We start from the raw sequence: 21,547 nt of genomic DNA, 5'->3' as shown, positions 1-21,547 counted from the left end.
ACCCCGGCCTCGCGGGCCGCCCGGGCTTGCCCCGTCAATACTGATTCCGCCGCGTCGGCATTCGGGAAGAGGTCGTTGCGAACCTGGCAGCCTTCCATTGCGGCTGCGGCCGCGAAACCATCGCGGAACGACGCCTCGGTCCCCTGCCGCCACGGGCCGGGCGTGAGCCGCAGGCATAGCCCCCATGTTTCAACGGTGGCCGCCGGCGCGGGCGCCGGTGTGTTCGACCGAATGAAGCAGCCGAACCGCTCGCGGGTTTCGACGAGGCCACGGTCCACAAGGTCTTGCAGCGACCGCGACGCGGTCACGATCGAGATTCCATAATCACGGGCCAAAGACCGAACGCCGGGCAGCCGCCCGCCCGGCCACTTTCCCCGAACAATGTCCCCTTCGATCTGATGCGAAACCTGAAGGTACTTGGGCGTGGTGGTTGGGTCGTCCGGGAACGCAACAGTTCTTGTCATCAAATCCACCATCAAGGGGGAGGAATTCTGATCTATCACAGATTACAGATTTACTTGGTTCTGTTCTATGTTAAATTCAATCTGCTTGCAGTATTCACCGACTCTTCATGGAACAGCTTTCCACTGGTTCCTCATGCGTCAATCACGGCATTTCGTCATAAAATGTGAAGAAATATACTTCAAATATTAACATTCTTTCCGTAGACAGACCGTTGCAGGACAGGTAAAACAGATTTGTCGAAAGTGTTCTATCTGTCATATGACAGAAGAAGGGCAACGATGCGGAAATTTATCCTCTGTCTGTTCTGCCTCGGGATCATCGGGCTAAATGCCGGCTGTTCCCGGAACGCCCCCCACGTGTCGGTGAAGGGCGTCGTGACTGTTGACGGCAAGCCGGCGGCCGGTGTCATCGTCGGCTTCTGGCCGGCCGATACGAACGCCGCCTTGGGGGCGAACAACTTCGGCCGGGCCGTCACCGACGAGAAGGGCGAGTTTGTCGTCACCGGCGACGCGACCTCCGGTTTTGTTCCCGGTGATTACCGCCTCGCGTTCTCCCGCATCTTGGATGCGAAGGGCCAGCCCCAACCGGACGCCAAGCCCGGCGAAGGCGGCGCCCGCGAGACGCTCCCCGCGCCGTATCTCGACCCGGCCTCGTCCGGGATTTCCGCCACTCTTCAGTCCCCGGCGACGACCCTGGACCTCGCCCTGAAGACGGTCGGCATGCCTCCGCCGCCCCTGCCGTCGGCTTCTTACAAGTAACCCGATTCATCAAAACTCGACTTCATCAAACCCTTATTTGGAGCGTCTGACATGACTCGTTCCCGCACCGCGTTCACACTGATCGAATTACTGGTGGTGATCGCCATCATCGCCATCCTGATCGGCCTGCTGCTGCCGGCCGTCCAGAAAGTCCGGGAGGCGGCCAACCGGATGAAATGCACGAACAACCTGAAACAGATCGGCCTCGCCTTGCACAACTTCCACGGCGTCCAAGAAACCCTGCCGCCCGGCTTGGAAGGATACGGCACCACGGTCAACGGAGCCGGGTGGAATGCGTTCATCCCGGCTCACCTCGAACAGTCCGCGATCGACGCGGCGCTTTCGTTGCAACCGGAGAACGTCCTCAACGCGAACTGGGCCGCGAGCACGCCTTACGCCAGCGCTTCGATCACTTCCACGAGCGTGACCGAGCGGAACATCGCGGCGTGCGAAACCTACCTGTCCGTGTTCCAGTGCCCGTCCGCCGGCCTCCCCATGCAGACCCCGGACACCTCTCGGGCCGGCTGGAAGGTCGCCAAGCGAGTGCCCTCCACGTACATCGCCAACTGTTCGGGCACCCTGATCGACGACGAAGTCGCGAGCACCACCTTCAAGGCCGGCGACGGCATGTTCCTGCTCGTGGACCGAGTCCGGTTCGCCGGCGTGACGGACGGCCTGTCGAACACGGTGATGGTCGCCGAGGCCGTTCCGGAATCGACGTACTTCGGAACTTACCCGGCGGCCGAGACGGACAACGAGTCCCGCAAGGACCACTGGTGCTTCGGCAGCGACACGATCGACGACCAATGGGATTATTCCGAGTTCCTCGGCACGACGGCCGTGCCGCCGAACTACAAGGCTCTGGACACGAGTGTCGCCGAGAAGAAGAAGGTCGAGTTCGGATACTCCAGCAAGCACACCGGCGGCGTGAACGCCCTGATGGGCGACGGGTCCGTGCGGTTTGTGACGAACGGCATCAACCTGGCGACCTGGAAGGCCCTCGGCACGCGGAACGGCGGCGAGACGCTCGGCAACAATTAAGCGAGTCGATGGAACCGGCCCTGTCACGGCCACGCCGGCGGGGCGCCACTCAGCGGGGCCGTCGGCCATCGCCCGAACATTCGATACCACGGACAGCGCCGGGGGCAAACGGTTAAGTTTCGGGCCTGGCAAAGCGGGAATGGAATTTCCAAGCATCGTTACGAGACGGCGACCGCGCGCAAAACCTGAGCCGGATTCCCGCCCGCTTCGCCAATTTCTATGGCCTGTCCAGTATCGGCATTTCTTCCGTCGGCGGGAGATCACCGCGGATCATGTTGCTCCCCGCCCCGACGAGCTTCAAATAGAAATCGCTCGGCAAACCTTCAAAACTCAAGAAGGTCGATTCCCCCACCGGCACGTCATTCGTGCATTTGTAGATCGCCGTGCCTTCGTCCACTTCGTCAAACATGGCCAGGTAGACCATCGTTGCCCCGGCCCGCTTCGAAGCGACGAATTGGGACCAGAGGAACTTCCCGCCCCGGCGCGGGATCGAATTCACGGGGGATTTGGAGTTCTGATTGTGCCAGCTGAAGCCCGGAAAAACGACGGGCAGATAATCCTTCTCCCGTTCTTTGCACCAGGCGATGTCCGGTTTCATTGTCTGCCGGGCGTAATTCTCCGCCAGTTCCGGCGTATCGTATCGCCCCACCGTCCACGGACTCACGATGTCCGCCATTGAGATCAATTCGTGAAGCGCTTTGTCGCTCACCGCGTCGCGATCCAGCGTGCGCCAGTGGGTCGGCACCCCCAGCATCACCGTGCATTCGCCGCCGGCTTTGCTCTTCAAGAACGCCACCAATTCGAGTCCTTCCTTCAACGTGTATTTCCGCCCGTCGCTGAAGCCGAGGCCCCACACCGCCACGACGGGCTTGCCGTGATGATGCAGATACGCCGGGTCTTTCGCGATTTGCATCTTTTCGCTGAGGAGCCTCCAGTCGTCCATCACCTTGCCCATCTGACCAGCGCGCATCCCCGAGAGATCGTACATGACCGCAAAAGTGCGCCCGTGTTTGTTCGCCCCCTCCCGGCAATGTTCGAGCACCGCGTTGAATTGCCTCAATCCGGGCGGGTTTGAGACCTCGACCGAAAATCGCTGGACGAATACGCCGTCGATCCCATAGTCCCGCATCCACTTGAAATGCCGATGCACCGTCTTGGCATTGAAGGCGCTGTAGACCTCGGCGGCCTTTCCATCCTTGGTCTTGAATGGCGTCGCGTAACGCTCGTCGGGATCGAGTTCGCTGACGTCGGGCCACAGATCGACGTTGGCGCTGCCCGGCTTGAACCCATTCTTTCCAGTCCAGTGATACCATCCTCGCCCGCAGCCGTCCCCTTCCGCCGCGTGCCATCCCTGGTAGCCGCACAGCACTTTTCCATTGAGAGTCGAGCAGTCAACACCCTTCTCGTTTTTTTCCGGAGATGATTCCGGGGCCTGCGCGATAACTTGTTCGCGAACCGGCATTGCTGGCCGCCGGGCGAAAATGATCAGGATCGCACCCAGCACTGCGGTCGCGCCCAGAAGGGCGACCAGCCCGCCACGCCATTTTTTCATGTTCGGTTTATCCTCGGGTGAACACCGGCCGTCGCTTGCCGTGGCGCCGGGTCAGGCCTCGGCGGTCACTTAAAGCGGCGCTCGATCTGGCGGGCGTCCCGGTTGTTTTGTACCCGGTCGCGGAGAAAAGCACACTCTTCCGCCGCGTTCACTCGCCCGACAACTACGCGGTCAGAGCAAGCGGCGCAGACATGGAGTCGCGAGTGATCGTCAAAGGGCAACCCTGCGATGCACGGGTGACGAGGGCCGCAACTCCCATGAACGACCAAAGTGAACAGCGAATCATCGAACCACCCACGGCTTGACAGATAAAGCTCAGCCGCACTGGCCGCCGGGTAACTCATGAATCAGAGAACTCGATCCCGCAGCCGGTGTCTGCCGCCGGGCCGGGTTCCGCGCGATCAGGGACACGATTCGTCGCGTCCGGAACTTCGGTCGCTTGTGCGGAAGTGGGGCGAAAAATCAATCTGAGAAAGCATTGCTGTCATCCAGACGACGCCGCCGGACTTCCCGGTCGCGGACGCCAACGACAAAAAGTTCAATAGCCGTCTTGTCGCTCCGGATAGAACGAGACGAATTAAAATCACTGATCCGGGAAGATGGTTACTGAAAGTCATCTCAAAAATCGGTTCGAGTTTCAATGATTGTTTTCGGCGTGGTCGTCAGGTCGGTGACCACGTCGCCCAAAGAAGTGACAAACCAGTCGCGGTTCAATCCGCCCGTGCCGCCGGCCAATATGTCGGTGACATGGTCGTTTTGAACGGTTGCGGCTGTCAGGAGAAATGTCTTGTTCAGTCCCTTGGCGATCGTGCCGGTCAGTTGGCCGATTCGGGTCGTGTAGACTCTGGCGGAGGTCCATTCAGCCATGATTCCGTCGATGGCCGCGAGGTTTTCATCGTGGATGGTCGAACCGGCGATGAGCAGGTCATCGCCAAGCCCGCCGGCCAGACTGTCGGCTCCCATTCCGCCGATGAGCAGATCCCGGCCGTTGTTGCCAGTCAGAAAGTCATTGCCTGTTCCGCCAATCAGCACATCATTGCCGGCGCCACCGGTGAGGATGTCGTTGCCCGCCCCGCCGATGAGCGTCACCTTTCCGGAAAACGCGGCGGCGTTGATGGTGTTGTTGCCGTCGCCGCCGGTCAGGACGGCCGTTTCGATGGTGGTCCGGTAAAGCACGTCCGTTTCGGCGCCGATGCTCAACGCCCCGTTGATTCGTGCGGTTCCCTGCGACAGAATCATGCTGGCATCGGCCGATTCAACCAGCAGATCCGTTCCGGCCCCGCCGTTGAAGGTGTCAATGCCCGCGTCGCCCGTCAGGGTGTCGTTCCCCGTGCCGCCGTCCAGCGAGTCGTTCCCCGCCCCGCCGTCCAGCGAGTCGTTGCCGATGTTCCCGATCAGGGTGTCTCCCCCGGCGCCACCCCGGATCAGATCGTTGCCATAACTGCCGTCAATTCTCGCCGCCACGGTGACCCGGCGGTCAATGGTGATCACATCGTTGCCATATCCGCCAGAGATCCGAATGATGCCGGTCGGCAGATAAGGGCCGAACATCACGCCATTGTCGGACACCATGACGCTGCCGGGCGTGCCCCCCGGAGTGATGTGAATCCGGTCGTTGTATTTGGTCCCGACGATCACCAAGTCCCCCTTGACGATCGACACGGTTCCGCGGACGGCCGGAGGCGGGTCGCCCACATATACGGAGGCCGTGACCGCCTCGCTTTTTCCGCCGTCCTGATCGATGGCGATCACGGAGAATTCGACATCATCGGCCACGGAGAACGTATGCGGCACCACCGTTCCGCTCGGGCCGACCACTGTTTCGTCGAACACGCCATCGTTGTTCCAGTCAATTCGGAACGTCAGGTTCGCGGCGGCATCAACCGGAGACGGGTCGTTCCCGAACAACGTAAACTGAACAGGCTTGCCCACCGGCGCCGTCGCCGGAGAGGATATCGAGACGGTCGGCGCGGCATTGACGACGCTGACCGTCGTCGAATATTCCGTGAATTGATTGTTGTCGTCAATCACCCGGATTCGCACAGGCCGGCTGGCCGGTCCGTTGGCCGTCAGGGTGGCGGGCAAGGTGGCACTGTTCGAGGCCACGGAACCGGCATAGGTCAGCCCGTCACCCAGATCGAAGATCCCGTCGTTGTCAAAGTCGAACGCATAATGCAACGGCCGGGTCGGATCGGCCGGGGTCAGTTTCACCGTGGCCAGGCTTCCCTCGGTCACGGGGCCGCTGTTGGCGACCGTGCCGGTCGGCGGGAGCAGTTTGACCGTCAAGTTTTGGCTTGCGGTCGCGGCGGCCCCAAAAGCGTCCTTCACGGCAATGGTGGCGACAAAATTACCGGCTTTGGCGGGGACGTAATCGAAGGTGTCGCCGCTGCCGGTGGCCACGATCGCATTGGTGGCCGTGTTGGTGATTGTCCATGTCCGGCTCACGATGTCGTTGCCCGGATCGCTCGCGCTGGCGCTCAGATGAACCGTGTTGCCCGCCACGACTGTCTGCCCTGTCCCCGTGGTAACCGACGGGGCGACGTTGTAAACGGACGCCTGAGTGAACAGGTCCGTAAAACCACCGTCGGGATCGGAGACGCGAACGCGAATGGTCGCCGTCGAATGTCCCGCCGGGAGCTTGTTTGCCGGGACAACCATCGTTGTTTGCGTGCTTCCGACCACGTCCGGCGTGCCATCGTTGTCGAAGTCATAGCTGAAAGTCAGCCCGGCCAGGTCGGCGGGCGAAGGATCGGTCAGATTTCCCACGCTCACGCTCAACGGCTGGCCTTGGGTGATCGGCCCGGAATTGGTCAGCACGCCATTCGGGTTGACGTTGTCAACCGTCACTTGAAGAGTGGTTTGTCCCGTCAGAATGCCGTCAAACACTCGCACGGTGACCGTTTTGACGCCGCTGTTCGGATACAAGTGGCTGAGTTTGAATTTGCCGTCGGCTGACAGTGCCACTGGTTGCGCCCCCTGGCCGTCGCCGTAATCGACGGTCGCCGTCCACACGTTCACGCCCGGATCGGTAAATTGGCCCGAGCCGGTCCACGTCTTTCCTTCCTGCACATGAGAGGCTCCGGTCGCGGTCACGACAGGAGCGACATCGGCCACATGAAAGGTCATCTGGTAGGTGGCCGATTCGCCCAGCGAGTCCGTGGCGATCACCGTTGCGGAGAAATCGCCTCCCCGCGAGGGAAGCCAGCGGACCAGCCCGTTATTGTCAACACCGATGCCGGACGGAAGCGGGTTGCCGCCATCTGGCATGATGCGATAAGTCAGCGAATCACCATCCGCAATGGTGAACGGGGTTTGATGTTCAAAAAGGTTTCCTTCGGTGAGATTGAACGTCATCGAGGACTGACCAGCCACCGGGGCGATGCTGGCCGCCTTCACGAACGTAATGTTGGCCAAGGTGTCATGCCCGCCGTCGGCGCCGCCTGTTTCGTCCAGAATGTTCTGGCCGCCGCCGCCCAAAAACACATCAAGGTCGCTCGCCAGCGAATCACTCTTGCGGAAGATGTCGTCTCCCAAGCCGCCGACACTCGTGTCGGAGCCGGAGCCGCCGGCGAGGTCATCGCCGGTGGCTCGCGAGGCGACGCCGGTGGCGAAGCGGCTCATGAACAGTTCATAACGGCCGCCGTCCCCGTTAAAGTACGGGGCCACTTCGATGAAATAGACGCCGTCCGCCGGCAGTTTCGCGTCGATGATCGAGGCATCGCGGGTGCCTTCGTATTCATCGTCGTTGGTCGCGATCACGTTGCCCGCCGCGTCTCGCAAAGTCAGGACGCCGTCGAACGGCTGGCCACGGGATGGATTGAGGCTTTCCGAGATCAGTTCAAAATTCATGAGGTCGCCCGCCTTGCCGGTGAGCGAGTAAACATCCTGTTCGGACACGCCGTTGGTGACGACGACATGACCGATCACCGCCAATGCGGAAACATTGAACTGCTTCCCGGCGTTTTGCGACTCGCCTCGCAGCGTGTTTGGCACCGTCAACGACGGCAGGACGCCGAGCGGTTCGGCCGTCGCGGCCGAGTCGTGTGAATCTCCGTCTGTGTTGGTTTCAAAAATCGTCCGGCCAACCTCGTTGAACGCCAGTTTGATGTCCTCGCGTTCCCCGAAGAACGTGTCTTGGGCGGCGTCGGCGATCGTGCTGCCCACCGCGAGGGGGCTGGCCATCACATGGAGTTGTGATTCGTCGGCTTGCATCGGGCCAACATATGTCGGGAAGTACAGCGTTGGATCGACCCTGGCCGGAATTCCCGAACCGATTGGGCCGAACGAATCGGCATGCCGCAGGCCGGCCATGTGGCCGATTTCGTGGGCGGCCACAGTGGCCGTCAGGTTGATAATCAAGGCCTCCCGGTCGCCGGGGACTCCGTCCAGATATGACAGCAGCGGCTGGATGTTGACCGATCCGGTGTTGGTATGCCGCAGGTTTCGGAAGTCGATCTCATCGGCCTCGCCGCCGACACCACCGCCCGGCCCGGCGTTGAAGACGAGGGTGTCAAACTCGCCCCCCGTGGCTTCGGTGGCGAGCTTGGCCGCGTCGCGGTCGTTGGTGAAGACATAATCAAACCCGGCGAATTTCGCATTCAAGTTGGCGAGAATGGCATTCTGCTCTGCGATGGTGTACACATAATCACCCCGAGCCGCGTCCGTTCCGCTGACGAAGTCCAGGAACACCACTTGCGTGAAGCCGGCCTGCAAGTAATCGTTTCCAGCGCCGCCGCGGATCGTGTCGGCCCCGCCGCCGCCGGTCAGGTGATTGTCGCGGTCGTTTCCGGTGATCGAGTCCGAATATCCGGTGCCGACGACATTCTCCAGCCCTTCGCCATCCCCCAATGTGAGCGTCAGATCCGGGCCGAAAACCTGCGGCGTCGTCAGCGACAAGTTGACATTGGCCGGCCCGTCGAACTCCGCGAAGTCCAGCGTGTCGCTGTCCTGATCGCTGACTTCGTTCACTGTGTCGGAGCCGAGTTGCGATCCAGCGAACACATACGTGTCGTTTCCGGCCCGGCCCGCCAGCGTGTCGTTTCCTTTGCCGCCCGTCAGGCGGTTGTCGCGGGCGTTCCCGGACAGCGAGTCGTCGAAATCCGATCCCGCCACGTCCTCGATTCCGGAGGCATTGTCCAGCGTGATGGCGAGATTGGGGGCGACCGTTTGGGTGGTTGTCGAACTCAAATCAACGGTGACGGCCGAACCGAATTGCGAAAAGTCGAGAGAGTCCTCATCGGTGTCCGATGGTTCGATGATGGTGTCCGAACCCAGCGAAAGCCGCGGCCCCCCGACGACGGCCGGGGTGTCGTTGAACGGATATTGATCGTTGCCGGCCCCGCCATTGAGCGTGTCGTCCCCGGCGCCCCCTTCCAGCGTGTCGTTCCCAGCCAGACCGATGATGGTGTCGTTGCCACCGTTGCCCTGAATGTGATTGTCCGCAGCATCGCCTTGGAGGAAGTCGGCCGAATCCGTGCCGATGATGTTTTCAAATGTTCCAAACAACGCCACCCGCAGTCGGCCGGGCACGACCGATTGCAGCCCGCCGTCGGGAAGAGTGTCGTCCCCCGGTTGGCCAAGATCCAGCGTCGCGCCGACGCCGGTGATGCCGGAAAGGTCGATGGTATCCGACCCGCGCGAGGGGGCTTCAAAGCTTCCGTCCGGGAGAACCAGCAACTCGTGGATTCGCAGATCCAGCGGCGTTGGCGTGAGTTGCAGCTTATATGTGTCGTCGCTGTCATCCCCGTACAATTCGGCTTCGCTGGTGGTCGAACTGAGTGTGTCCTGACCATCGCCCCCCGACAGGGTGACTTTCGAGCCGCCCGAGGCCGTCAGTGTGTCCGTGCCGGTTTCGCCAAAGGCCAGGACGTTAGCCCCGCCGACGACCGTCAATTGGTCCGAGCCCGCCCCGCCGGCAAGCAAGAGGCTCGTGCCGCCGGAGACGCTGAGATTGTCGTCCCCCGACTCCCCGAAGGCGCTGATCCCGGTTCCCCCGGCGATGCTCAAAGTGTCCGCGTCGGCCCCGCCGATGGCTTCCACATCGTTTCCGTCGGCGACATTGATCGTGTCGGCCCCGTCCAAGCCGTAGGCGGTCACCGTCTGGCCCGCGTTCACTTGAATGTTGTCCGCGTCATTCCCGCCGATCAGCAAAATGTTGTCACCGCTGCTTGATGTCGTCATGGTGTCGTTGCCCGCCCCGCCCGAGGCCCGGAGCTGGCTGCCGGCCAGGAACGAAGTGGTATCGTTGCCGTCCTCGCCGTACAGATTCACTCGCAGCCCGGCGGTCGCAGTGAGCTGGTCGTCACCATCAGCACCGAAGGCGTAGACATCATTCAAATTGTCGCTGATGGTGGTCACATCGTTGCCGTCGCTGCCGTCCAATGCCGTCACGCCGGTGAAGTTGTCCGGGTTGCCGGAAGCCGTGATGGTGTCGTCCCCGCCGCCGGCGCTGACGGCCGCGTTGTTGCCCCCGGTGACCGTGAAGTGTTCCCCGGAATTTCCACCAATCGCATAAGGGTTTGTGCCGCCGGTGATCACATAAGAATTCTGATCCAAGCCGCCGAAAACGATGGGGCTGTCTCCACCGGAAATATTAAACTGGTCGTCCCCCGCCCCGCCGACGGCGATGGCTGACACGCCGCCGTCCATGTGAAAGACGTCGGCGCCATCCCCGCCATAGACGATGATGTTGTCACCCGAATTGACCGTGAGGGTGTCGTTGCCCGCGTCCCCCGCCGCCTCCACGTCGGAACCGCCGGTTACCGTCAATGAATCATCCCCGCCGCCGGCAAAGGCTTGAATGTCCGTGCTGTTGGTGATGTTCACCTGATTGGCCGCGTCTCCGATGCCGAAGAGACGGATGGTGTCGGCATCAGTAATGGTTACACCCTCATTGCGGGCTGACGGCAGCGGCAATCCGAGAGAATCAACGACGATAATGCCGCCGGAGACATGGTCAAATGACACCAGATCCGTGTCCTGGGCGAAGACGACAATGTTTTTGGAGACGCCCGTCGCGTTCACGGTCATCGTGCGGTTCGTCCCGCCGAACACGCTCACGTCTTGACTGGCGGAGAGATTCACATGAGCGTCGCCGGTTTGGGGCAGCAATGAGCCGAGCGAATCAATCACGATCTTCCCGCCGGTCACCGTGTCAAAGTTCACGTCCGTCCCGGAACCGCCGAACACGTCAATGTTCGTCGAATGATCGGCCGAGAATTCCGGGGACTGAGCGTCACTGCCAAAGAGACTCACATCCTGGCTGCCCGTCACCACAACCGTCGGGCGAGAGGCTCCGGGCCGGCTAGCGCCCAACTCGTTGATGGTCACGCTTCCGCCAGCAACTTGCTGATACGTCACGCTGGCGCCGTCGCCGCCGAACACATCGACATTTGACGAGTTGTCGGCGGTGACCTGCAAATCTCGATCATTCGTGCCGAACACGCCCACGCCATCGCTATTCTGAACCGCCACTTTTGCCAGACCCGGTTGGGGAGCGGCGGCGCCAAAGGTGTCGACGACCACGGCGGAGGCGGTTACCTTGTCAAAACTCACATCCAATCCGGAACCGCCGAACACATCGACGCTGTCGGAGTCGGACACGGCCACTTTCAATGGCTGGTCATCCGTTCCGAACACCCGGACATCATTGGATGTCTTCACATTCACCGTTGTTTTGTCGGCGGATGGCGAATCGTCACCCAGCACCCCCGTCCGCACATCAGTCTCGCGGACATTGTCCAGTTCAATCACATCCGCCGGGCCGGCATACACGGTCACCCGGTCGGAGTCGCTGGCTGTCAACGTGGTCGGCCGTTGGGCCGAGCCGAAGACGCTCACATCGGTTGATGTCCGGACAATCACGGTGGATTGCTCGTCCGGGGCGAGGTCGCGGGCGGCGCCGAAAGCATCGGTGTTGATCGTCCCGGCCGTCACTGAATCAAAGGTGACATCATCCCGGCCGGTGGCAAAAACATCCACGTTGCCCGATTGCCGGGCGCTGACGATCATCTTGTGGGTGTCCGATCCGAAGATGCTGATGTCTTCGGTGGCGTTCAGGTTCACATCGGTTCGTTTCGAGCCGGGCAACCCGCGACCGAACACCAGCCCGCCCCCCAGCGGATCACTTGGCGAGGAGGGGTCGGCGGGAGCCGTCGGAGTTGTCTCGATTTGTGTGCCGGACGACGAATCGAGGTCAATCGTGTCGTCGCCGTCGCCGCCCAGAATCGTGGTGTCGGTGACGCCGTTGCCGATGATCGTGTTGTTTCCGTCGCCGCCGCCGACAACCCCTCCATCGGTCCCCGGATTCAGGATGATCGTGTTGTCCCCGCCATCCCCGGTGACTGTGTTGCCGCTGCCGGAAACAGAGATCTGATCGTTCCCGTCGCCACCGGTGATGGTGTTGTTTGTGCCGCCGACCGTGAGTTGGTCGTTCCCGTCGCCGCCGTCAAGAATCACTCCGCTGGCTATTGTGGAGGCGAGGTGGTCATCCCCGCCACCCCCGAGCAGAGAGGTGTTGGCGATGCTGGTTGTCAGCGAGTCCTGATAGGGGCTTCCCTCGATGGCGTCAAAAACGCCGGTCATCGTGATATAGCTGGCGATGTTGTTGAACACGAACACCGGCTGGTGTTGCCCCGCTTGCTGGCCGAGATCCAGCGTGACTCCGGTCGGGGCTTGTTCCAGGCTGACCGTCGCCCCGTCCGGGTCGAGCAGGGTGATGTTGCTGAAGTGCGGGATGAGGCGGTCGCCGACGCCGGCGCCGCCGTCGAGCGTGTCACTGCCGCCGCCGTAGATCGTGTCGTCCCCGGCTCCGCCGGAAACCGAGTTGTTGCCGGGCCCGGCGACCAGCACATCCCCCTTGGCGCCGCCGACGATGGTGTCATTCCCCTCGCCGCCGTCGATATACACCGGGAAGGCAAAGGCGGGATCGACGCTGACCCGGTCGTTGCCCGCGCGGGCGAACACCGCATAACGGTCGGCCGGGGCGCTGGCGAACATGGCCGGCGTGACTTTGATCGTGTCGGCGGCGTTGGAGCCGAGGACGAAGGCGATGCTGCGCGTGGTGGCGCCGCCGTCTTTGTCCGTCACCGTCACCCGGACGAGGAAGGTTCCGGCCGTCGTGATGGGCACGCTGAAAGTCGCCGCCGAGCCGCCCGGAAGAGAGATGCCGTTTCGGGTGGCCGTCCAGGCATAAGTGAATGTGTCGTTGATGCCCGGATCGGCGGCCTTGGCCGAGAAAACAATTTTGGTGTCCTTGGATGTCACACTGACGTCGGGAAGCGGATCAACAGTCGGCGCGACATTGGCGACGTTCAAATTCAGTTGCGCCGTCGTGACGCCGCCGTCCGGGTCGCTCACCACGGCCGAGACGACATACGAACCGTTGTCCGGCGGGGTGAACACATAAACCGTCGGATCTTTGCCGGGATTGGTCACCGGGCTTCCGTTGACCTGCCACTGAACAAAAACGGGAGAAGCCCCGCCGGGGTCCTTGGTCGTCAGTTTCACATGGATGGCCTTGCCCTCCTGATACGGGGCATCGGCCGGGTCAACCGCCAGCGATGCCAGCGGCGGGGCGTTGGCCACATTGACATGGCCTTCGATCAGGCCCGTGAGGCCGGACTGGGAGCGCACCAGCAATCGAAGCGTGTAAGAACCGGGGGACGGCGGAAGGAACGAAAAAGCGGCCAAGACACTGGTGTAATCGCCCGCCGTGGACGAGGCCACCGTCCTCCCGAACCGGTCGGTGATGGTCCATGCGCTCTGGTATGGTCCCGCCCCGCCGGTGACCGTCGGCGTCAATGAATAAGAACTGCCTTGGACAAACGGCCCGGCGGGGATGCCGAGGGACACCGTCAGTTGATCGCCGACCACCCGCACTAGTTTGTCGATTCTCTTGGACCCGCCGTCCTTGTCGGTGGCCGTCAGGGAGAGTTCGTAAATGCCGGGATCAGTCGGCGTGATCGGGAATTGCGTGTCCGTTCCGCTTTGCACCGGTTGAACGCCGGGCGAGTCGATTCGCTTCCATTGCCACAGCAGGGACATTTTGTCAGGTGTCGCGGTGTCGGCCTTGCCCGGATCGACGACATCGGCCAGCGCGTTGACCGTTTGGCCAAGGCTGATCTGATTGGAAATTCCCTTGATCGACGGAGTCGGGCGTTCATTGGAAACCACCACGATTTTCGGCACCGCCGCGCTTGCAGCACCGGCCACGGTCAGCGTCAGGCCGACTTGATAGACGCCGTTGTCATCGGGCACGAATTCCATCCAGCCATCGCTGGGGATGGTGAACGAGGAATACGGCGCCCCGTCCTTGAGAACGCTCCATGTGTAAGTCACCGCTTGCGAGCGGACCAAGTCGCTCAGTTGGGCGTGCGCCCGCACCGGGGCGCCTTCCGGGCCGTCCGGCGTCACGACGATGCTGGCGACACTATCCCCGCCGGTCACATCAAGCACGCGGGCGGGCATGCGTTCCACGCCGCCGTCCTTGTCGGTCACGATCATCGTGACAAAGTGCAGGTTCCCCAGCGTGGGCGTGAACGTGATTTCCGGCCCCGTTCCCGTGAACACCATCGGCCCCGTCGGCGTGCCAGCCCGGACTTCCCAGGCATAGGTGAGAGAGGATTGATCGAGCTTGCCCGGATCGGTGGCCGTTCCCTGGAAGGTGACCGGCGTTCCGGCGGCCGTCGTGTGGACGACCTGCGTGTATTCGCCGTTGGGAAGCTGGTTGGAGACCGGAATATCGATCGGGCCGAGCGTGGCCTTCATGCCATTGAGCGTGGTGATTTCCAAGCTGACGGTGTAGACGCCATTGTCATCGGGCGTGAAGACGATCCCGGCGGTCGTCGGGTGCAATGTTTGCTCGTCGCTGTCGGACTGATAAGGCTGGCCGTCTTTCAAAATGGTCCAATTGTAAGCCAGACCATTTTGGGGCGTGGACGCCGAGGTGAACGCCGTCAGTTCGATATGGTCCCCCTCCTTGGCTCGCGCCGGGATGCCCAGCAGAATCGCGGCCACCGCTGTTTTGGCGCCCGTGAAAGCAGATGTGTTGCCGGTCGTCAGGTTGGTGGACGAGATCGCCAGAACGCTTCCGAACGGCACGCTTGACGGAATATTGTGTTTGAAGGCGACCGCTCCCGTGCTGTCGGTGTGGACGACAAACGAGCCGAAATTCAACGAATACGGGTCCGAGGCCGGTCCGCCGTTGATGTCAATGCGGTAGTCGGTGCTCGGATCGCCAATGACCGACCCGGAAATCAAGCCGTTGTCGCCGCCGAGGACAAAGTCCAGCGTCGGGACTGGTTCGCTGTTGTTTCCGCCATCTTGCAACACAATCGGCACCGATCCGGGAAAGGCAATCGGATAGGTGTTGCCAATAATCGAGTTGCCAGAGGTGTTCCCGCCGAATTGTTCATCAACAACGACCCCATAACGATCAATGTGGAACACATTGCCATCGCCGGGAGCGGTCCCGCCAACCGTGTTGTTTTTTGCCCCTACTGAGATAAAGACGCCGGTCTGGCTGAAACCAAAGGTGGTAGCTTGAAACACATTTCCTTGAACGATGTTGTGCTGGCTGGCGGGGGAATTAATATTGAGATGGCCTTGAAAAAGATTTCCCTCGCCGACTCCCGATCCGCCAATGATATTTTCGGGTGATTCGGAGATGTCTGCGTCATGAATGATCGTATTGCCTTGAACTGTGTTCGCCCGGGTGCCGTCACCCCCTTTGTCAACCCCGCGGTCATTGTAAATATCCTTGACCATCGACTCGTCGAGCGTGTCGCCGTTATAGTCGATATAGGTGGCCGGCTCGTCAATCAGGCCGATGAACGGTTCTGATATCTCGCCCGTGTTCGCATCGCGCGCCGAGGCGCCGACTCGGTACAGACCGCCAACGCTAAGGCGGTCTTGAGCGGCGGGTTGAGGGGCTGACGAGAGAATTTGGCCGTTGTGATAGAAGGTCACCGTCGTGCCGTCGAAACTCACGGCCACATGGTGAATTTGGCCGTCCAAGAGTGGGATCGCATCCGAATCGACGGCATAGGCCGTGCCCTGATAAGTCCAGCGAAGGCGAAGCTTGGGAACGCCGCCGTCGTTGGTCACATACAGCCCGTAGTCCTCGCTGGCGCCCGGATTGTTCTGGGTCAGGATGGTCGCGTTGGTTCCGACAGCCGGGAGTTGATCGAGTCGCACCCACGCATCAATGCCGGCAGTCCGATCTTCATACGGAGACGGATGCTCAACAATTCCACCGCTTCCGGCGAACAGGAATCCCTGATTATGGATGCCGGGCGCGTATGTTAGCGAGCCGTAGGTGGTCCCGGAGAAGCCAGTGTATTGGTCGTTGGAATCCGAAGCGTTCCCGTCGCCCGGCAGCCACGTTTCGATCAGTGACGGCCGGTTGTTACCCGGGGAGCCGAGACTCAAGTATTGAATGGTGTTGCCTTGCCCCGGCAAAGAACCGCCGATTTGATTGTCGTGGGCACCGTTGATCGCCTGCAGTTGAAAGATCTGGTTGCCGTATATTTTGTTGCCGGTCGTGTCCAAGTCAGTGAGTGTCAAATACGACAAAGTATTCTGCTCAGCGACATGAGTCCCGCCGACCACCACGTTTTTGCTTCCCCCGGCCATGTTCACTATTGTGAACGAATTGCCGAGCACACTCCCGCCGTCGGCGTTGAAAAAGGAAGCATCTCCCCGGCCGCTGTTGCCATCGCCGTAGTCGGAGCCTCCCAAAAGAAATCCAGGAGTACCATTAAAAGTGATGTTTCCATCCGTAGGCTGCAGAAAACGGTCCGCCAAGTAACCGAACGTATTTCCCTGAACCACAAAATCTTGAATGGTAGATATTTCAAATTCATTATAGCCCATGGCCCCGGACATGAGATTGCCAGCGTGAGGTCGCCCAATCCGCAGGCCATTCACGCTAAAAGCGTATATATCCGTCGCTTGTGTGCCGAGAGACTTGGTCCCCGTGATGTTTGTGGCGATGTAGTTGTTGGAGATTTCGACATTCGAGGAGTATTCCATGTAGATGCCGCGGCCATTAGACACACCGTCGCTCACGCCGTTGCCCGTGACAATGACGTTCCGTTGACTGACCGCCGGGCCGCCGATCAAAATATTGCTGCTGGGATTGCCATAGGACTGGATTTGTGCGTCGCCCGCGTTGTGGTAATCCTGCGTCCCTGTCCGGTCGGTGCCGATCAGGTTGTTTTGGATCGTCAGTCCGTTCATGCCACTGTAAAAAATGCCTGTGCCCTGATTGTCCGAAATCAAGTTTTGATTTTGAATTCCAATGTCGCCGACGAAGGCCGATGACACATCGAAGAGAAAGATACCCGATCCGTTTCCAAATCCTTTGGCTTTTCCTCCGTTGGCCCTGCTGATGATGGTCTGAATCTCTTCAGAAGAGAGTTCTCGTCCGTAAATCGACAGTTCGTCCAAGTCCCCTTGGAACGGAGAATCGGTGTCGCCGGGGGAATTGCCCAAGACCAAGTCATCCGACTTGGCGAGACCGTACTTGATTAACCCGGAGCCCGGTGTTCCCGTGCCGACTTCCGTGCCGTCCACGATCAGGCGCGCGAGGCCGGTCGCCCGGTTGTACGACCCGACCACATGGTGCCACGCGCCATCCCACAGGGCAGAGCCGGCGTCCGGCGAAGCGAACGTGCCGTCGGCCGTTGTCACTTGGAAGAGCAAACCGCCGGCGGCTCCCGTCGTCAACCCGTAAGACGGAGCATCATCCTCATCAGCCCCCTTGGCGATGATCCATTTGCCCGGTTGCTGGATGGAAGAGCGGACCCATGTCTCGACGGTCACCGCGTCGGTTGGCTGAACGGTGTCGGCGCCCTGTGAAAAATCCAGCCCGGCCCCGGCCGATCCGTCGAATGAAAAATCCTTGCCAACTTTGCCACTGGAGTAAGAGTATTCGCCAGTCGCCGAGCCGCCCGTGAGGTTGCCGGTGCGGTCAGTCGACACGCTTTCGCCGGGCAAATAGGCCAGCGTGCCGGGAAGGAAGCGGTCGCCGGAAGGCGCCGTCCCGATGCGGTTGCCGGTGATTCGCAACCCCGCTCCCGAATACGCACCGATGGCAATGCCGGTGAATTGGTCGATGACAAGGCCGCTGACGGAAGAGTGGCTGGACGAACTGAAAATCAACGCGGAATTAATGGCGTCTTGCGACCCGTTCAATTCGATGAGCGGTTCCCCGGCGTATCCCGGCTGGGTTTCCCCGGCGATGATTACAGAGGCATAGATGATTGGCAGCCCCCCGGAAGACAGATAGATCGTGTGGGTGCCCGCCCCCGGAATATTGAAGGCAATCAGCGTCCGGCCGGGGGTGGCGTTAGCCGTCGCAATCGCATCCCGGAGGGTGCCGGGACCGTCGTCATCCGTGCTGGTGACGGTGTAAGTGTTCAACACGCTGGCGCCGGTAAGCGTGAAACCGGAAGCGTTGGTCCCGGTCGTCAAATAATTCGCCGCTCCTTCTTGAGGCACGGATACCGTGGCGAATGACCCGATGATCGTGGGCGACGCCAGGACCGTGTAAACATCATTCGGCAGCGCCACATATTCGTGAATGAACGAGGCGGTCAGCGTCCCGTCCACACTCGCCGTTCCCGTGACGGCGAGTTGATCGTAGTTCGCCGCCTGGCTGTCCGTTCCGGCCAGTTCAACGGCCAGAATTCCTGTCGAAGCCTGCGTGTAATTGCCGTCCACAGTGAGCCTGGCGGTGTCCGCCGCCCAACCACCGGGGGAGACGGTTCCGGCATTGGCCACGTTCGCCTTGATGGTTCCTTCCCCGGCCAGTTTGCCGGAGGCGGTGACGTTCAGCGAGGCCCCGGCCGCCGTCAATTGAACTTTGGAATTCGTCCCAATCACCAGATTCTTGGAGATGTCCAGCGAAGAGGCATTGTCAATGATCAGCGAACTATCCGTGCCCAATGTCACATCGGAATTGAAAACGGGCGCATGGCCGACCTCAACCGTGGTTCCCCAGTCAATGGCCAATGCCTCGTTCGTCGTCAGATTGGTAATGCTTACGGTGGGGTTGGTCATGCCCGAATTTTGAATCGGCTCAATGCGGATTGTCGGCGTTCCGGGTAGATCAGGGATCACCACATCGTCGAGATCGCCGGGCACGATGTCATCGTCCCAGTTTTTGGCGTCAAACCAGTTGAAGGTTCCCGCCCCGCCATCCCACGTCACCGCTCCGGCCGGGGCCGTGACGGCATCAAACCGATAAACCGTGTCGCCGGGCGCGGGCGTCAGCAGGGAAACACCGCGCTTTTGGGAAACGGTAATCTTGTCAAAGTCGCCCGTCTTGCTTCCGTAGGTCAGCACGTCAAAGTGATCACCGGCGACCGGCAGATAACCACCGCCGGCATACCGGAGTTCCAAGTCGCCGCCGAAAATCGTCAGCTTGTCCGCGACATTCACTTGCAAATAGTCTGTCCCGGCGACCGGGCCAAGAATTCGGCCGCGCAGAATTGACCCACTTTCCATTATCAGATTGTTGGCGACGAGGGATTGAGTCGTCAGTTCGCTGTTGACGAACGCATTATTGGCCACGGTTACCGATGGTGCTGTCAGGTCGCCGCTGATGTACGCATCCCTGGCCACGGTCACCGACGCGGCGTGCAGTTCTCCCGGCGAGTTCAAGTACAAATCACTGTTTTGCACATCGACCGTTTGCGCCGTGACGGTTCCGTCGTCAATTTCAAGCCGGTCATAAGGAAGGACGAGGGTATCAGTCGTGACTTGGCCGCTGCTTTCCAAGGCCTCGGCTGTGATCGCGTTGGCGGTGATCGTGCCGCTATTGGTCACCCCGCCCTGAAACGTCATCGTCGGGGCGGCGATGATTCCGGCATTATCCATCTGGGAGAACATCCCCGTGTCCGTGAGGCGAATTTGCCCGGTGGCAGTGTTCTCATCATTTCCATTAGCAAACAGATAACCCCCGGTGATCGTCCCGGAGTTATGGAGATTGCCGTCGATTCGGCTGCCAGTTCCCACGGTCAACGTGTCACCTGAATTGATGACAATCCCATCGCCCGAATTGTCACTAATGGAGGCGTAGTCCCCCAGACTGGAATGATCTTTCAAAACAAGGGAATTGTTTGCGACATAGAGAGAGGCGTATGCCCCGAGATCCAACCCGGCATTAAACTCGGACTCTCTGGTGTTCAAGTCACCGTTGATCTGGAGACGCTGATCCGTGACCAGAGAGATGATTTGAGCCTCGCCGATGTTGAGGACCACCGGGTCGGGCGTCCCCAAGGCTCCGATGACGACCGTGTCATACTGGCCGGGCAAACCGTCTGTGTCCCAATTCTGCGCATCACCCCAATTCAGAGTGCCAGCTCCGCCGTCCCATGTCACCGGGGCATCCGACACATCGTGGCCTTGGAGGGCGAGTGAGGCACCCGATTGGTCCAGCGTCACGAAATCTTGATTTCGGCGCATCGGGAGAATCACGCTGTCAAACGCGCCCGTCACCTGGCTGGCGTTGAGAATGGTAAAAGCGTCGGCCGATGTCACCACGGGCTTGTTGGTGTTAAAATCAACGTAAAGCTGACCGGCGAGCGTGGCGGTGCCGCCCACGGTGATCACGAGAGTGGGGGAAGGAGGCGTTACTCCGTCGGCGTTTAAATATTCGCTGATGCCCCCGCCGCTTACCTGCGTGAAATCACCGTCCACCGTCAGGGATGAACTGATCGAACCCCTGTTGGTGAAATTGCCAAGGACGTGAAGGTTGGGATCGGCGACAAATCCTTGAGAAATCAGGTCTTGTCCCACCGTGACAGGCCCGTTTGCTCCAAACTGTTCAATGTCTCCCCGACGGTTATCAGCGGAATCGTATGGCAGAAGATGAACGTCCCCTCCGGTGGAAAACGAGCCGGACACATAGATTGAATTGTCCAACGCCGCATCTTCGAGAACATTCAAACTGGCACCGACGTCTACTTCCAATGGCTGGATCGAGGTCAGACTCTTCACCGTGACGGCCGCCGAATTGGTGATGTCGACAAAGGCGCGTTCAGTCGCCAAAACCACGTCATCGTCGGCCGTGGGCAGGCGGTCCGTGTCCCAGTTGGCGGGATCCGTCCAATTGAAGGTGCCGGCCCCGCCGTCCCATGTCACGATCGCGGGATTGGAGCGATCTTCTAACTCTTGCAGACGGAGCTTCAAGGCGAAGAGTTTGGCGATTGGATCTGCGGAGTTTTTTCGCTGTCGAAACATTTGGGATAACACCGAGGTGCGACGGCGGGCCATGAGCAATCACCAGACTAGGGGCGGATTTTTTTTGACTGTTTTGTTTGCGAGAGAATTGTGAGCCACTAAAGGAACACAGCTTGTTTTTACAGAAAACCAACTGGCTTGAAGGCGATTACGAACAGATCATTAAAATAAAATGAATCACATTATTAACAGATCGTAATCTTCGGGCGCCGTTTTTTTACACTGTTGCATTTGGTTTCTTCAAGGCATCAGGCGCCAAAACACAAAAATACGAATAATTCGGCGTATTCTTGGCTCATCAAGAGCGACCGCCATCAGCCGACCCGCCGAGCGAGTCTTCGACGGGTCGGGACGCCAAGTTTCCCGATAATAAACGTTGTGGTATTGGATCATACATCCGCGAACCGCCAATAATGATCGGCGAGACATTGACTGTTGGAAGAAATTCTGGCGGATTGGTTGAAAAGCACAATTCCCCTAAATA

At 60.3% G+C, this 21,547-nt stretch carries 5 protein-coding genes; 2 read left to right on the top strand and 3 right to left on the bottom strand.

Features of this window, described 5'->3' with window-relative positions; genetic code table 11:
* Window positions 1-464: GntR family transcriptional regulator (locus tag BGIM_RS54485; protein WP_162136327.1), on the bottom strand; the 464-nt coding region annotated here is incomplete at its 3' end.
* 279 nt (window positions 465-743) lie between these two features.
* Between BGIM_RS54485 and BGIM_RS0137310 the strand changes: the two genes are divergently transcribed.
* Together BGIM_RS0137310 and BGIM_RS0137305 are read left to right on the top strand one after the other, a co-directional pair.
* Window positions 744-1,223, top strand: a complete 480-nt coding sequence (locus tag BGIM_RS0137310; RefSeq protein ID WP_020474718.1) for a transthyretin-like family protein — start codon at window positions 744-746, stop codon at window positions 1,221-1,223.
* 51 nt (window positions 1,224-1,274) lie between these two features.
* Entirely contained in the window at window positions 1,275-2,264 is a 990-nt protein-coding gene (locus BGIM_RS0137305) for a DUF1559 domain-containing protein (RefSeq protein ID WP_020474717.1), read from the top strand.
* Window positions 2,265-2,481: 217 nt separating this feature from the next.
* On the opposite strand, the gene BGIM_RS0137300 is transcribed toward BGIM_RS0137305, so the two are convergent.
* Together BGIM_RS0137300 and BGIM_RS0137295 are read right to left on the bottom strand one after the other, a co-directional pair.
* Entirely contained in the window at window positions 2,482-3,816 is a 1,335-nt protein-coding gene (locus BGIM_RS0137300) for a glycoside hydrolase family 71/99-like protein (protein WP_020474716.1), read from the bottom strand.
* Window positions 3,817-4,434: 618 nt separating this feature from the next.
* Window positions 4,435-21,096 carry a LamG-like jellyroll fold domain-containing protein gene (locus tag BGIM_RS0137295; protein WP_020474715.1) on the bottom strand — a complete coding sequence of 5,554 codons (16,662 nt, stop codon included), beginning with the start codon at window positions 21,094-21,096 and terminating at the stop codon, window positions 4,435-4,437.
* Window positions 21,097-21,547 lie beyond the last annotated feature (451 nt).

The sequence above is a fragment of the Zavarzinella formosa DSM 19928 genome (genome assembly GCF_000255705.1).
GTDB classification, from domain to species: Bacteria; Planctomycetota; Planctomycetia; order Gemmatales; family Gemmataceae; genus Zavarzinella; species Zavarzinella formosa.
The sequence above is the reverse complement of the archived record's forward strand: the minus strand, read 5'-3'. Positions and strand labels throughout refer to the sequence as shown.

Coding starts and splice junctions, on each gene's coding strand:
- BGIM_RS0137310 (WP_020474718.1), top strand. CDS start 744: ATGCGGAAATTTATCCTCTGTCTGTTCTGCCTCGGGATCATCGGGCTA.
- BGIM_RS0137305 (WP_020474717.1), top strand. CDS start 1,275: ATGACTCGTTCCCGCACCGCGTTCACACTGATCGAATTACTGGTGGTG.
- BGIM_RS0137300 (WP_020474716.1), bottom strand. CDS start 3,816: ATGAAAAAATGGCGTGGCGGGCTGGTCGCCCTTCTGGGCGCGACCGCA.
- BGIM_RS0137295 (WP_020474715.1), bottom strand. CDS start 21,096: ATGGCCCGCCGTCGCACCTCGGTGTTATCCCAAATGTTTCGACAGCGA.